Source organism: Burkholderia contaminans (assembly GCF_029633825.1).
Classification (GTDB): domain Bacteria; phylum Pseudomonadota; class Gammaproteobacteria; order Burkholderiales; family Burkholderiaceae; genus Burkholderia; species Burkholderia contaminans.
Window position 1 is genome coordinate 740,724 of sequence record NZ_CP090641.1, and the last position, 15,796, is coordinate 756,519.

Genomic DNA, 15,796 nt, shown 5'->3' on the forward strand with positions numbered 1-15,796 from the left:
TGCGCGCCCCGATTACAGGGGCGCGAACGTCGCCGGCGCGGCACCGCCGTCGGGCTGCACGCGTCTCGTAGCGTGCGGTGCGCTCGCGCGGCGGCCGCGCCGCCGTGCTACGAAACAGCGGCGATCCGGCCGCAACGCGCGTCCCTACACTCGTCGGATCGCGTCGCGGCGCGCATGGCGCCGCGCCTTCAGGGAGACGAGCATGCTGTTGATCGACGGATTGGGACTGGGCGTCAACTGGCAGCGCTTCCTGTCGGAAACGCTGAACCCGGTCGTCGCACCGCCGCCCCCGCCGCCGCCTCCGCCGAAGAAGGACGATTCGTCGGCCGGCCCCGCGAACCCGGTTGCGACGCCGCCGATTCCGGTCACCGCGACGCCGTCCACCGATCCGTCGAAGCCGACCAACCCCGAAATTGCATCCGCGACCGCGCTGGTCCAGAGCATGGCCGCGCAGTACACGGTGCCGCCGCCCGACATCACGGTCGAGAACGACAGGACGCGCGCGGTGCAGACGGCGATCCAGGACGCGCAGACGCAATACGACAACGCATCGCAATCGCTGCAGGGCGCGCAGAACGTGCTGCGCCTCGTGAACCGCGATCCCGAATCGACGCCCGACGACCGCAAGGCCGCTCAGGACGCCTACGCGAAGGCGCGCACCGCCGCCGACAGCGCGCAGCGCGACCTGAACGTGACGACCGACGCGGGCTACATGATCCTGTACGGCGAACAGGCGAACGCCGACATGCCGGCCGGGATGAAGATCGACGACTCCGGCAAGGTGACCGATCCGGGCGACGCGCAACATGCCGCCGACCAGCAGTTCAAGACGCTGCTGGCCGCGTTTCCCGAGCACGCGAACGATCCGAACTGGGTACCGCAGCAGAGCGACTGCAAGAACCCGCTGCAGATCCGGCTCTTCGACAACTGGCAGACCGCCAGCGCAACGGCCGCCGTCGGTGCGTCGAAGTACTACGCGGACGTCGCGAATTCGAACCTCGCCTATACGCAGTTCCAGTCGTATCTCGCCGATCCGGACTACAAGGACGCGCTCGACTCGGGCGTGAGCCGCCTCAACGATGCGCTTCAGCAGCAGGGATTGCAGGTCACGATGCCCGACGCGCCGGCGTCGCAGGACGCCGCGCAGCAGGCCGTCACGGCGGCGGCGAAGGACGCGAACTATGCCAATGCCGCGGCCGGCGCCGCGAAGGACAGCCTGGCGCTCACGAACGCGCAGCAAACGTACGACTCGGTCAGCGGCAAGGAAGGACCGACGGTGGTCGTGGCGAATGCGGTGTCGGATGCGAAGACCGCGCTCGCCCGCGCGCAGACGGCCGCGAATACGAGCGGCAGCTATCTGCAGATGCTGTCCGCGCAACATCAGGTCGACACGCTGCAGGCCGACTACACGAAGAAGCAGCAGGCCGCCGACGCCTGGCACAAGGCCAACCCGGGCTCGATGCTGAAGGATCCGCAGGTCGACCTCGATGTCGGCGACGCATACGCGAAGCTGTCGCAGGCGCAACAGCAGGCCGGTATCGCGCACGACGGTTTCGTCGCGACCTACGGCGCGACGCTCGCGCAGCAGTACGACGACCAGGCGTCGCAGATCCAGGCGCAGGTCAACGCGCGCTCGATCTTCACGAAGCCGACGACCCAGCCGCCGCTGCTCGCGCCGTCGCTGTCGACCGCAAGCGGCCTGTCTTCCCTGCCCGCATCGTCGCTGTCGACCGCTGCGAGCGCCGCCCCCACCGGCACGCCGACGCTGCCGACGTCGTCACCGTTGCCCGCGCCATCGCTGTCGACCGCGAATGGCGGACTGCCACCGTCGCTCACCGACTCGTCCCCGTTCGTGCTGCCGCAGTCGCCGGCCACGCAGGCCGCGCCGGCGGGCCCGACGCTGCTCGATGCAAAGCGCCTGCAGGTCGTCGCAGGCGCGATCCGCGCGGCCGACAGCCGGCTCGCGAATTCGGTCAACGAGCGCGCAACCCAGGCCGCGCTGTCGCAGGCACGCATCCAGCAGACACAGGCAAAGAGCACGCTCGCATCGGTGCAGAAACAGTACGACGACTGGGCGGCCGCGAATCCGCCGCCCGTGCGCTTCCGCTACGTCGCGGGCGACGACATGATCCCGGCGCCGTCGGCACCTCGGCCGAACCTGTACCAGGACCAGCTCGACAAGGCGAAGGCTGCCGTCACGCAAGCCGACAACACGGTACAGCGCCTGCAGCTGCTGAGCGAGACGTCGCACCAGCAGGTGTTGATGGACCAGTTCGACGCGGGACTCGACGAGCGGCTGCGCTACGCGGCGCCCGATTCGGATGCCGGCAACGACTACAAGAAGGCGCTGCACGACTTCTACGAGGCGCATCGGGGCGAACTGTCGAACTCGCTGCTCGACGCGGCGAGCGCGAGCACGCAGAACGGCAATACGATCGCGTTCGGCAAGCTGACCGACAACGAACAGCGCAACCTGATCGGCGTCGCGCTCGGGATGCAGCCCGACGTGCAGAACACGGCCTCGTCGAGCGATGGTTCGGATCCCGTATCGCCGACGAACGACGACGTCGCGCGCTTCACCGACAAGGACAAGCTGTCGACGATCAACAGCGTGCGCGACACGCTGCTGAAGGTCGGCGGCGGCGCGACCACGCAGGTCAGCGTGCTGCCGATGGTGTATGCGGCGAAGGACGCCGGCATGACGACCAGCGCGATCTTCAAGGTCACCGGCAAGGACGGCACGCAATACGTCGACGAGACGGCGAGCACCTACAACGACATCAACGACTACATCGACAACAACCAGCTGTCGAAGGACGGCACCGTCGACATCGCGACCGGCCACAACGCGGACGGCTCGCTGCAGCTCGTGTCGAAGGCCGCGCATCATGAAAGCGGCTTCGACAGCTTCCTGAACACGCTGACCAGCACCGGCCTGAACATCGGCATGATGGTCGGCGGCATGGCGCTGGAAGGTATCGGCGGGCTGCTCGACGGCACCGGAATCGGCGCGATCGTCGGCGTGCCGCTGAACATCCTCGGTGCGGGGATGATGTACACCGCGATCGGCGCGTCGATGACCAGCGCGGGGCTCGACATCGCGACGCGCATGGAACACGGCCGCAGCATCAATCCGTTCACCGACGCGGGCGCGCGCGCCGACTTCATCAATCTCGTGCCGATGGGCGCCGCCGGCACCGCCAAGCTCGCCGGCAGCAAGCTGTTCACGCGCGCGGTGACGGCGCTCACGCGCACGCCGAAAGTCGCGTCGCTGCTTTCCACCGGCGCGAAGGCCACCGCGATCGTGACCGGCGTCGGCGGCGCGGTCGAGGCGTTCGGCGAGGCCGGCGTCGACTATCTCGCAGGCGACAAGAAAGCCGCCGGCGAGCAGCTCAAGTCCGGGCTCACCAACGTCGCGCTGATGGCCGCGGGCGGCCTCAAGGAACGCGCGGTCACGTCGGCGCGAACCCGCACCGGCCGGCCGGTGCCGATCCGCACGACCGACGGCGAGACCGTCACGGTCGACAGCAGGATGCTCGGCCAGATCCTGAACAAGGGCGACGTGTCGTCGCTCGCCTACGGCCGCACGCGCGCGACGCTCGACGGCGAAGCCGTGAAGGTGTCGCCCGAAGGCATGCTGATGGTCGGCGACAAGATCCTGACCTACGATAACCAGCCGATCCGCGTGCTCGACAAGACATCGAGCAAGCAGATGCCGCCCGGCAAATCGGTGGTGCTCGGCGAAGACGGCACGCTGTCCGTCGTGTCGGCGTCGCCCAAGGAATGGACCAACGGCACGCGCGTCGACGACGTGAAGGGAACCGGCGAGCGCCTGTCGTTCGGCCCGGACGGCGAGATGACCACGACGCCGAACGTCGTCCCGAAGACCCGGCTCGAGCTCCTCGATCACGCCATTGCGCAGACGAGCGAAGCGATCCGGCAGGCGAACGGCGCCGACGCGCAGGCGCCGCGCAGCCTCGCGCAGACGGCCGCCGAAAGCGAAACGGCCAGCACCGCGAGCAACGCCCGCAGCACGCAGCGCGCGAGCCAGGAGGCGCGCGCGTCGACCAGCAGCACGACGAAACCGAGGTCGACCGCACGGCGGCCGCGCGCAGCGACCGGCGCAGCCAGGATGCGCAGGCGCTGCGCACGCGGGCCGCCGAGCTCGACGAACCGGCCGGCGCCGGCACGCGAACGAAGACGGATGGCGCACCGCCGCGCGTCGACGTGAAGGTCGTCGACCTGACGGACGAAGCGCCGGCCGCGCGGCCGGCCACGCGCGATCCGGCCGGCATCGCGGTACCGCGCGGGCCGAGCGCCGAACCGCTGGAGGTCGGCGACCGCACCGTCTATGTCGTGCGCGACCGCACGGCGCAGGACGCGCCCGGTGCACGGCCGTCCCCGTTGCGCCCGCAGGATCTCGACGAACCCGTGATCGTCGTCGCCGGCGAGCATGACGCAGCACTGGCGCCCGAACTCGCGAACCGCTGGCAGAAGCCCGTCTACGCGGCCGCGCCCGACGCGTTCGGCGCCGACGGCCAGCTTCGCGCGGACGCGCGCGTGCTGCGCTTCGATCCCGCGCCGGAAACCGCGGCAGCCGAAACCGGCTTGCCGGGCGCAGGCGCAGCCGACGAAGCGCCACCGGCGTCGCCCCGCCCCGCGGCCGGCGACGACACGGTGATCGTGCTGGCCGGCAAGCGCGGCCCGAACGAACCGGCGATGCCGCGCGCGCCGCGGCGGCCGAAGCCGTCAGCGCGCTCGACGGCATCTTCAGCGCACCGAATCGCGTGCTCGTGCTCGTCAAGCCGGAGCGCCCCGCCACCGTCGAGCGCACGGCGGAACGCGAGACGGACACCGGCAAAACCACCGGCAAGGCGGCCGCCGACACCGCCGACCGGACGGCCGCCCGCGCGAACGCGACCGACGCGCGCCCGGCTGCCGCGAACGACGAGACCGGGCTCGCCGCCGCGCATCCGGAAACGACCGAAACGCCGCCGCCCGACCCTGCCGCGTCGAACCCCGGCTGGATCACGCGGATGCAGATGCGTTTCGGCGGCGCGGCGCTGCCCGAAGCCGCGCAGGCACTCGCGATGCAATCAGGCACGCTCGCGACGCAGTTGCGCATGCTTCAGGACGCCGGCTGGCGCGTGACGCTCGGCAAGCGCGGCGGCGGCAGCCGCATCGATCCGCGCAAGCGCCGCGTGACGATCGACGGCGGCCTCCGGCATCCGGGCAGCATCGCGTACACGCTCGCGCACGAAGCGCGGCATGCAGTCGAGGCGATGGCGGGCGTGCTCAATCTCGACTACGGCAACCGCAGCCGCTTCACGCGCAAGGCGCTCGAAGCCGAAGCGCGCGCGCAGATCAATGCGTTCGAGGCCCGCTACGAGATCCAGCTCGCGGGCGGCGGCGACATCGCCGCGCACGTGCGGCTGCCCGATGCGATCGAGCACGAAGGCGACGCATGGCGCGCGCCGTCGCACGACTACGCAGGCACGGTCGGCCGGCTCGTCGACGCATTCGCCGACGCACCCGTATCGGGCCGCGACGGCGAGACTTACCGCGACTTCTATCACGACGTATGGGCGCGCCAGAAACGCCGCGGCGGCATTCCGCGCCGGATGCCCGCGCCGCAGACGCGCGAATCCGGCGACACGCCGCGCGGCGTGCGCAGCTTCGACGAACGCGTCGCGTGGAGCCGCGCGCATGCCGAGTACGCGTCGCCGTTCGGTGCGCGGTCGGCGCCCACGGTGTCCGAACTGCAGGCGGCCCGCAGCCGCCATTTCACGGTGCTGGAGGACGCCGGCGTGATGATGCTGCACGCCGACACGCTGCCGGACGGCACGCTGCTGACGGGCGGCCGGCCGACCGGCGTGCACGAATACGCGCTCGACCAGGCGCCCGCGTTCATGATCCAGGACGGCTATTCGATCGTGCTGTCCGCGCAGCAGGGTGGCGAAGCCGCCGCCGCGCAGCTCGCGAACCTGTGGCAACGGCCGGTGTACGCACCGCCCGCGCACGCGGTCGGCGCGCATGCCGCACTGCTCGACACCGGCGTGTTCCGCCGCTTCGACCCGGCGCCCGCGGCACCGCACGACCTCGGCCCGCTGACGGCCGACGCCGAAGGCGTGCACGTCGAAGGCCGGCCGGGAGAACGGATCGACGTCGAACGCCACGTCGGCGAGCTGCTCGGCTTCGGCGGCGAGAAAACCGTGTTCGCGCTCGGCGACGACGCCGCGCTCGCGGTATACGACAAGGGGCCCCATACATCGGAAGCCCACCAGCTCGACGCGGCGATCGACGAAAGCATCGCGCTCGACGATCTCGCGTCGTACGGCCTGAAAACCGTGACGATGAGCGGCCCGTTCTCCGCACTCAACCGCGTCGCGGTGCTGTACCGGCCGCTCGGCGTATTCCACAGCTTCAGCTTCGAGACGGGCGCGCTGCCGCACGTGGTGTCGCGCGCGGCGCTCGAACATATCCGGCAGATCCGTGCCGTCGTCGAAAGCACGGGTATCGGCTTCGACCTGCAGGGCCTGTTCACGCGCAACGGCGATTTCCTGCTGAGCGACCCCGGTTCGATCGGCATGGAGGCGGGCGAGCACTTCACGGCAATGCAGCGCCTCGCGCTGATCGAGCGCGCGCTGACGAGCGGCCTCGAACGCGGCAAGATCGAGCTCGCGCATCCGCAACTCGCGGAAACGCCGGCGCCCGGCGCGTTCGTGCAGAAGCCTTCGATCATCACACGCGTGCGGATGCGCTTCGGCGGCGCGCCGCTGCCGAAGGAAGCCTATCGCCTGATCGATGCATCGGGCCTGCTGTCGCAGCAGATGCGGCTCGTTCGCGACGCGGGCTGGAAAGTCGTGCGCGGCACCCCGGGCGAAGGCAGCAAGATCGACACGCAGCGACGCCGCATCACGATCGACGGCAACCTGCGCTCGACCGGCTCGATGGTCTACGTGCTCGCGCACGAAGCCGGTCATGCCGCCGAAGCCGTGACCGGCACGCTCGGGTTGGACTACGGGTCGACGCAGCGCTACGTGCGCTCCGCGCTGCTGGCGGAAGCCCGCGCGCAGGCGAACGCGTTCGCGATCCGCGACGAGATTCGCACGAACGCCGGCGTCGACATCGGCCGCTACGTCGCGCTGCCCGATGCGATCGCCAACGAATACGGCCGCGCGCGGCCCGGCGATGCCGAGTCGATCGCACGCCTCGCCGACGCGTTCGAACACGCGCCGACCTCGCTCGGCGGCATCAGCTACGGCGAGTTGTACCGCCGGCAGGCGCAGGCCGCGCAATCGGGCCGGGCGACGCTGGCCGCACCCGAGCACGACGCGGCCGCCGCGCTCGCGGCCGAAACGGCGTGGTCGCGTGCGCGTCCCGTCAAGGCCTCGCCGTTCGACGGGCGCGGCGTGACCGGCGTGGACGACCTGCGCCTGCTGCATTCGGACGGGCTGTCGTACGACCGCGAAGCCGGCATCGTGATCGTGCGCGGCACGACCGACGCGCAGGGCCGCCTCGTCGACGCCGACGGCCGCCCGTGGTCGCCGGTCGAGTTCACGCTCGCGCACCGCTCCGTGTTCGGCTTTCCCGGCGCGGCGATCATCCTCGCCGCGCGCAACGGCCGCGACGCGGGCGCATGGCTCGCGAACGTGTGGCAGCGGCCCGTGCACGTGCCGCCGACGATTGCCGTCGGCTTCGGCGCCGAAGCCGCGCTGAGCCCCACGCGCGCGTGGCTGCGATTCGACCCGGCGCCGCACACGCGCCCCGATCTCGGCCCGCTCGCGGTGGACGGCAACGGCGTCCACGCGAGCGGCGACCCCACCGCACGTCTGCCCGTCGAGCGCGTCATGGGCGCGGCGACCGGCGCCGGCATCGAAAAGACCGTGTTCGAACTCGGCCGCCGCAATGCGATCGGGATCTACCTCGGCACCGACAACCGCGCGATCCTCAACCATATCGACGCGATCCGGCACGAGCAGGAAGGCCTCGCCGCACTGCGTGCGTACGGGCTGAAGACGCTCACGCTCGGCGGCCCGTTCGCCGCCTTCGACCGCGTGGCCGTGATGTACGAGCCGTTCGCGTCGCTCAGCAGCCACGACGTGACCGCCGGCGTGCTGCCGGAGCGCGTCACGCACGACGCATTCGCGCAGCTCGATCGCGCGAGCGAGATCACCGAGCGGCACGGCCTCTATTACGATTTCGAAGGCGTGTTCGACGCCCAGGGCGACTTCTACCTGAGCGACCCGTCGTCGCTCGACGTCGGTGCGCCGCGGCTGAACGTCGACGGCATCGTGCGCGACATCCGCGCGCTGCGCGTCGTGCTCGAGGACGGCATCGCGCGCGGGGCGATCGAGCTCGCGCATCCGGAAATCACCGAACATCTGCCGCCCGATGCGTTCGCGCAAAAGCCGTCCGTCATCACGCGGATCCGGATGCGCTTCGGCGGCGCGCCGCTGCCGAAGGAAGCCTACGCACTCGTCGACCGCTCGACCCTGCTCAGCGGGCAGGTCGCGCAAGCGCACGCGGCCGGCTGGAAAGTCGTGCTCGGCCGCCCCGGACGCGGCAGCCGCATCGACACCGCGAAACAACGGATCGTGCTCGACGGGCGGTTGCGCGGCACCGGCACGCTCGTCTATGCGCTCGCGCATGAAGCGCAGCATGCGGTCGAGGCGATCACCGGCCAGTTGGCGCTCGACCACACGTCGCCGGAAGCGTGGACCGACAGCGCGCTGATGGCCGAGGCGCGCGCGCAGGCGAACGCGTTCGCGGTGCGCCGCGAACTTGCCGGCGACACGGGCATCGATATCGCGAAGGACGCCCACCTGCCCGACGCGATCGCGCGCGAGGCCGATCACGTGATGCCCGGTGACGCGGCCGGGCTGCGCCGGCTTGCGGCCGCGTTCGGCGACGCCGCGCCGTCGGTGCCCGGCCATGCCACCTATCGGGACTACTACACGAGCCAGGCGGCCCGCATGCGGGCCGGCGGCGTGCCGCGCGAGATGCCCGCCCCCGCCCCGCTGTCGCGGCGGCGCGCAACCGCGCCCGCGCATGCGTCGGGACCGGCCGTCAAGCGCGGGCAGCGTGCGCTCGACCAGCTCGCCACGCACGGCAAGCGCGACCTCGTCCGCATCGACGGCGACCAGCTCGCCAGTGTCGACGACATGAAGGCGGCGTTCGGCAACGACGCCCATGTGCTGATCGCACCGCACATCGACCGGCCGGCCGACCGGGTCGACGCACGACATCCGCAGCCCGAGTTCATCGCGAGCCTGCGCACGAGCGCCAACGGCAAGTTCATCGACAAGAAGCCGGCATCGGACGAGATCGATCCGAAGGTCGCGCAGGATGCGTTCCTGCCGCTCAAGTCGAAAGGCGACGCCAGCCGCAAGAACTACGACTACTACCTGTCGCCCGTCCCGCTCGACGCGTTGCTGTCGTTTGGCGGCGCCGCGCGCATCGAGGCGTACTTCGGCGAGCTGCGCCAGTGGGACGTCGAACCGTCGGCCACGGGCGCCGCCGACAACGTCGTCGCCACCGTGAAGCAGCTCGACGATGCGCCCCGCTTCCAGCGGCCGAAGCAGGCGGAAAAATACGCGCGCAAGCATCCCGGCGCGCAAACGACGCTCTACGCGATCGATCGCAAGTCCGGCAAGGTGCTCGGGTACGCGACACTCGATGCCGAGCAGAAATGGACGTACGTGGAAACCACGTCGCTGGGCGACGCGACGATCGCCGAGCGCGAGCTCGCCGACGCGTTCCGGCGACGCTCGCGCCTGTTGCCCGACGGGCGCCGAGGCGTGCGCTTCGTCGTGGCTGACGTCGCGCACGACGTCGTCGACAGTTACGGCGGCTTCGCACCGGCCAAAATGCGCCGCGCGCTCGACGACCGGAAGACCCCGCTGTCGAAGCCCGATGCCTACGTCCAGCGCGTGCTCGGGCGGGTGCGCCCGTCGCTGCGCCAAAAGAACCTGGAAGCGGCCGATGCCGGCACGCCGAACCTGCTGCCGCCAACGCCGGACACCGCGCTCGACTTCAACGCGCAGCACGCGCCGCAGCTGTTGCGCGCGATCGAGATGGGCGAGATACCCGAGGGCCACTTCGTGTACGTGTTCGACCACGAAGGGAGCGTCACCGACGCGCTGCGCGGCACGCTCACCGGCCTCATCGCAGTGGAGGACGGCACGATCCGCTGGTATGACACCCTCGCCGAGTACCGCGACGGCAACAACGAAGGCCTGCCGCTGGATCGGGCGACGATCGGCCGCGGGCCGTTCGGCGGCAACCAGCATTTCCTGCTGTCCTCGCTCGCCCCCGATGCGTTCGTGCCGCGCGCCGCCGCGCTGAAGGAGGCCGCGCTGCAGGCCGAGGAGGCAGCGCGGCAAGCCGCGGCGGCCGTGCCGCGCCCGCCGCACCGCCCGCCGCGGGCAAACGCAACGCGGGCGGCCGGCCCGGCAAACCCGGCCGCAAGGCCGCGCGCGGCAAACCGCAAGCGAAGCAACCGGCCGTTCAGCCGGCAAAGCCGCCGGCCGTACCCGCCGCGAAGCCGATCGCGCTCGAACCGTACCAGCCGGCCTTCGTGTCGAGCACGATCGTCGAATCGGTCACGCGCTACGGCAAGGCGAAGGTCGCCGATTTCGCGTCGACGCTCGAACGCGTCAAGGAATGGGGCAAGCGCGACCAGGGCAAGCATGACGGCAACGGCTTGACGCTCAGCGACGAGCCGCGGGCCATCATGGCCGACGCCACGCTGTGGAAGAAGATCTTCAAGACGCTGGACATGTGGCGCGAGGCTTCGAGCCTGCATCCGCACGGCGCCGTCGCCAATCCGGGCGGCGGCCGCAACAGGCTGGTGCGCCGTTCGCAGCAGTTCGTGATCGACCACGGCGCCGCGCGAACCGCCGACCGGAAGCTGATCGACGCGTACGCCGAACTGCCGCCCGACATCCGCGACCGGCTCGTCCCGATGTCGCGCTCGTTCTCGCTGCGCGACGATCCCGAGGCGATGCGGCAGTACCTCGAGCAGTACGGCGGCGTGCTCCCGGCCGTCGCGCTCCAGGTCGATCCGTATTCGCAGGCTGCCGCCGTCGGCGGCAAGCAGGACCCGGGGCTGATCCAGCGCGCCAGGAAGTTCGGCGACCCGACGGGCGCCCGCTACGACGACGATACGGCGACGATCACGCGCACGGATCCCGACGGCACGCAGCACACGCTCGAACTCGACGACCTCGCCCACCTGCACAAGTGGCTCACGGCGGCATCGAAATACGGCTTCCTGCTGCGGCTCGAGGCCGCGCCGTCGCGGCCGCTCGTGTCGCGCGAAGACGGTCACGCGATGGCCGGCACGAACAACGGGTACGCCGAAATCCGGCGCATCGCCGAATCGCTGGAAACGTGGGCGAAGCAGCACGAGGGCGAGAAGGCGCCGCTCGTGATGCTGACCTTCCACGGCGCCGATGCCGTGCTCGAGCCGGTGCCGGGCGAAGGCCACGTGCAGTTGCTGGACGCCATCCTCAGCCGGAAACAGCTCGACTGGGTTCATGTCGGCCTGTCCTGGGGCACGCACGGCGACGACTTCATCGCGAATGCGGATCTGACGCGCGCGCTGGCGGCGAAGCTCGTCGACTACAAGCTGAACGCAGCCGGAAAGTTCGCGAGACTGCACGGCGGCGATGCACTGACGCGCGTCTACGAACCGGTCAGCGCCGAAGACTTCGCGAATCAGCAGCGCATCCTGTTCACGGAGGTCGAGCGCATCGCGAAAACGCAAGGCATGACGGACGGCGAGATCGCCGCATTGCGCGACGAACTGTACGAGCACAACACTTCGACGCTGCTGAACCAGGCACGCCGCGCAACGAACGAGTACGGCCAGAGCATGTGGCGGCGCATCGGCGACGACGACGTCGGCAAACTCGAAAAGAAGGCGCGCGAGATCGGCCGCGACTGGCTCAAACGCCATCGCGCCGCCACGCCCGCGCGGCCGAAGCTGGCGCCGCAGCCGGCCTCCGACAGCCGCCTGCACTGGAAGAAGGTCACCGGCCGGCCGGCGCTGCAACACGACGGCTCGCATCCGATCGGCGCCAACCGCAAGGCCATCGCCCAGCCCGATGCGCCCGCCGCCGCCAACGCGACGATGGACGAGGCGGCCGCGCACCTCAATGCGCTGCGCGTGCACCGGCCGTCGAAAGAACCGTCCGACCGGTGGAAGACGGGCATCACGAGCGGGATCGTCCTCGGCGCGTCGAGCCTGATCGGCCTCGACGCCGCGTTCCACTGGATCAAGCCGACCGTCATGAGCAATATGTCGTCGTCGTTCCTGCTCGCGTCGCGTCTCGGGCGCGTGTTCCAGGTGATGCACCAGGGCGCCATCCGCAGCCTGCAGTCGGGCGACCCGAAAGCCGCGGTCGCGGCACTCTCGCATCTCGAGACGACGCTCGTGCGGCAATTCGGCTCCCAGACGCACGAATACGGCGAACACCGGACGATCCAGCTCGACGCCGCGGTACGCGATGCGCAGGCGATGGCGAGGCAATACGTCCGGCAATACCGGCGCGGGACGATGAGCTTCGAGGACGCCAAGGCCAACATCACCGCGCTCGCCGACGACGTGCTCACGCAGATGCAGGGGTTCGTCGGCGGCACGTCGTTGCAGCAGCTTCACGCGGGCAATCCGCGCAGCCTGCTGGGCATCGCCGGACGCGCGGGCACGGCCGTCGCGTCGGTCGCCACCGTCACGAGCGGCATCGGCAAGATCGCTGGCGCACACGACTGGTTCGGCCTGGCGCTGGGCACGACCGGTGTCGCCAGCGGCGCGCTCGGCGCCGCATACGCGGGCGCGTCGTTCCTGATCGTGTCGCGGCGCGTGAACGCGGACAAGCGCAGCCGCGTCGTGCGCGTGCTCGATTCGGCGGGCGACTTCGCGTCGGTCGCGCTCGGCGGGCTGTCCACCGCGTCGCAATGGAACCAGGGGGAATACGATCTCGCGGTCGCGACCGCGACGTCGACCGCACTGCTGCTCGCCGGCCGGCTCAATACGCACTTCCCGAACGCCACGCCGTTCGTCAAGAAGATCCCGACCGCGGTCGTCATGATTCCGGTCGCCGCGTTCGGCTACAAGTTCATCATCGGCGTCGCGCCGATGATCGGCGGCCTGTTCAACTGGATCTTCGGCGGCGGCTCGCCGTCTCAGTCGAATCTCGCGCCAGGCGCGTTGCCGGGTGCCACGCCATCTGCGTCGCCGAGCGCCACACCATCCGCCACACCATCCGCCACATCGTCCGCCACACCGTCGCCCACGACGAGCACGACGGCGCCGCAACCGTCGCAAGGCACGCCGTCGAGCCAGCCGGCGCCATCGAACTCGCCGCAGCCGTACATCGTCGTCGCCGGCGATTCGCTGTGGGTGATCGCGGACCAGCATCGCCAGTCGCTGCTCGACGCCGCACAGGTATCGCGCGCCGACCAGCAGACGATGACGCGCGGCGAGCAGGACGCGCGCGCGCTGAACGAGATCCTGCAGCTCAATCCGTCGGCCGCGCGCGATCCGGGCCGTCTCGCGATCGGCACGCCGCTGAACGTCGGCTGACGGCCGGGTCCGACCGCGGATGGCCGGAACGCCGGCCGTCCGCCGCGGCGCCGCGTCACCCCGCGCGCTGATGTTCCAGCCATGCCTGGAACATCAGCACCGTCCACAGCTGGTGCTGCCAGTTCATCCGGCCGGTCTGGTGCTGCCGCCACAGGCGGTCGACCGCCGCCGCGTCGAAAAAGCCCTCCTCGCGCAGCCGCGACGGCCGCAGCAGCGCCTCCGCCCAGTCGCGCAGCGCGCCGCGCAGCCAGTGATCGACGGGCGCGCAGAAGCCCTGCTTCGGCCGGTCGATCAGCGCGGACGGCACGTACCGGTCGAGCAGCCGGCGCAGCAGCACCTTCGACTGCCCTTCCGGCAAGCGCACCGCTGCCGGCACGCGCCACGCGAATTCGACGACGTGATGATCGAGGAACGGCATGCGCGTTTCGAGGCTGACGGCCATCGCCGCCCGATCGACCTTCGCGAGGATGTCGGTCGGCAGGTAGGTGAGCGTATCGATCGCCATCGCCTGCTCGGCGAAGCTCAGATGCTCGGGCCACGCGGAGACCGTGTCGAGCGGCGTCGGCGGCTCATGCCCCGACAGCGCGAGCCGTTCCGGATGATGCACCGACGACATCAGCAGCCGGTACAGCCCGATGCGGCTCTCGGCCGTCATCACGTGGCCGAGCTTGTGCAGGCGGTCGCCGATGCGCGTCGCCGATTCGCGCGCCTCCACGCTGCCCCACGCCCCCTGTGCGACGGCCGCGAGCTGGTCGGCGTGATCGGGCCGCAACGCATGCAGCGCGGCGGCGATCCGCGCGCGCACCGCCGCCGGCACGCGATGCAGCTTGCGCCACAGGCGCGGGGTCAGGAAGTAGCGCGTATAGCCGCCGAACAGCTCGTCGCCGCCGTCGCCGGACAGGCTCACCTTCACGTGCCGGCGCGTCAGCTCCGACACGAGGAAGGTCGGAATCTGCGAGGCGTCGGAGAACGGCTCGTCATAGATCGACGGCAGCTTCGGCACGACGCCGAGCGCATGGTCGGCCGTCACGTAGAGTTCGGTATGGCGCGTGCCGAGATGCCGCGCGACCGCCTTCGCGTAACCGGCTTCGTCGTAGCCGGCTTCATGGAAGCCGATCGTAAACGTGTCGACCGGCGTGGCCGATTGCGCCTGCATCAGCGCGACGATCGTCGACGAATCGATGCCGCCCGACAGGAAGGCGCCGAGCGGCACGTCGGCTTCCATCTGCCGCGCAACGGCCTGGCGCAGGATCGTGTCGAGCTGGCCGACCGCTTCGTCGGCGCTGCCCTCGAACGGCTCCGCGCGGCCCGCCTCGATGGCCTGCTCGAGCGTCCAGTACGCACGCAGGCGCGGCGTATCGCGCGCATGCTCGAACTGGATGAAGGTGCCCGGCGGCAGCTTGTGGATGCCGCGATAGATCGTGTACGGCGCGGGCACGCTCGACTGGCGCAGGTACAGGCACAGCGCGTCGCGATCGATCGTGCCGTCGAAGCCCGGATAGCCGCGCAGCGCCTTGAGTTCGGACGCGAATACCAGCGCGTCGCCGATCCGGCCGTAATAGAGCGGCTTCTCGCCGATCCGGTCGCGCGCGAGCGTCAGCACCCGCGACGCGCGGTTCCACAGCGCGAACGCGAACATGCCGGTCGCGCGCCGCAGCGTCGCCTCGACACCCCACGCGACGATCGCCGCGATCAGCACCTCGCTGTCGGAGTGGCCACGCCACGCCGGGGCGCGCCCTGCACGCTCGAGTTCCGCGCGCAGTTCGCGATGGTTGTAGATTTCGCCGTTGAAGACCAAGACGTAGCGACCGCACGCGGATGCCATCGGCTGTCGGCCGTGCACCGACAGGTCGACGATCGCGAGCCGCCGGTGGCCGAGCGCGATGCCGGCCTCCGGGTCGACCCAGATCCCCTGCCCATCCGGCCCGCGATGCGCGAGGCTTGCCGTCATCCGCGCGAGCGTGCCGCGCGCTGTCTCCTCATCGAAGGCGACGCTATTCAGAAAGCCGTCGATTCCGCACATTTGATTTGTCCGCCCCTGTTGACCATTTTCATCACGCGTGGCGCAACCTCGCGGCCCGCCGCCCGCCGTGACGGTCGAGCCATATTACGAAGAAATAAATCAGCAATAATTCACTGGTGAACTTCTCCACCAGCCGGAAAAAAATAACGTCAAGCACTGCGCATGCATGACCATTCACGGGGCCA

General features: G+C 70.3%; 1 protein-coding gene and 1 pseudogene. One reads left to right on the forward strand and one right to left on the reverse strand.

All coding sequences use genetic code 11. The features are described from left to right. Nucleotides 1–202: 202 nt before the first annotated feature. Nucleotides 203–13,588: pseudogene (locus LXE91_RS43895) on the forward strand (LWXIA domain-containing protein). 55 nt (nt 13,589–13,643) lie between these two features. On the opposite strand, the gene asnB reads toward LXE91_RS43895, so the two are convergent. Then, a complete protein-coding gene (asnB, locus tag LXE91_RS21080) occupies nt 13,644–15,611 on the reverse strand; it encodes an asparagine synthase (glutamine-hydrolyzing) (RefSeq protein ID WP_039360886.1) in 1,968 nt (655 codons plus the stop codon). Between the last annotated feature and the right edge of the window lie 185 nt (nt 15,612–15,796).

Coding starts and splice junctions, on each gene's coding strand:
- asnB (WP_039360886.1), bottom strand. CDS start 15,611: ATGTGCGGAATCGACGGCTTTCTGAATAGCGTCGCCTTCGATGAGGAG.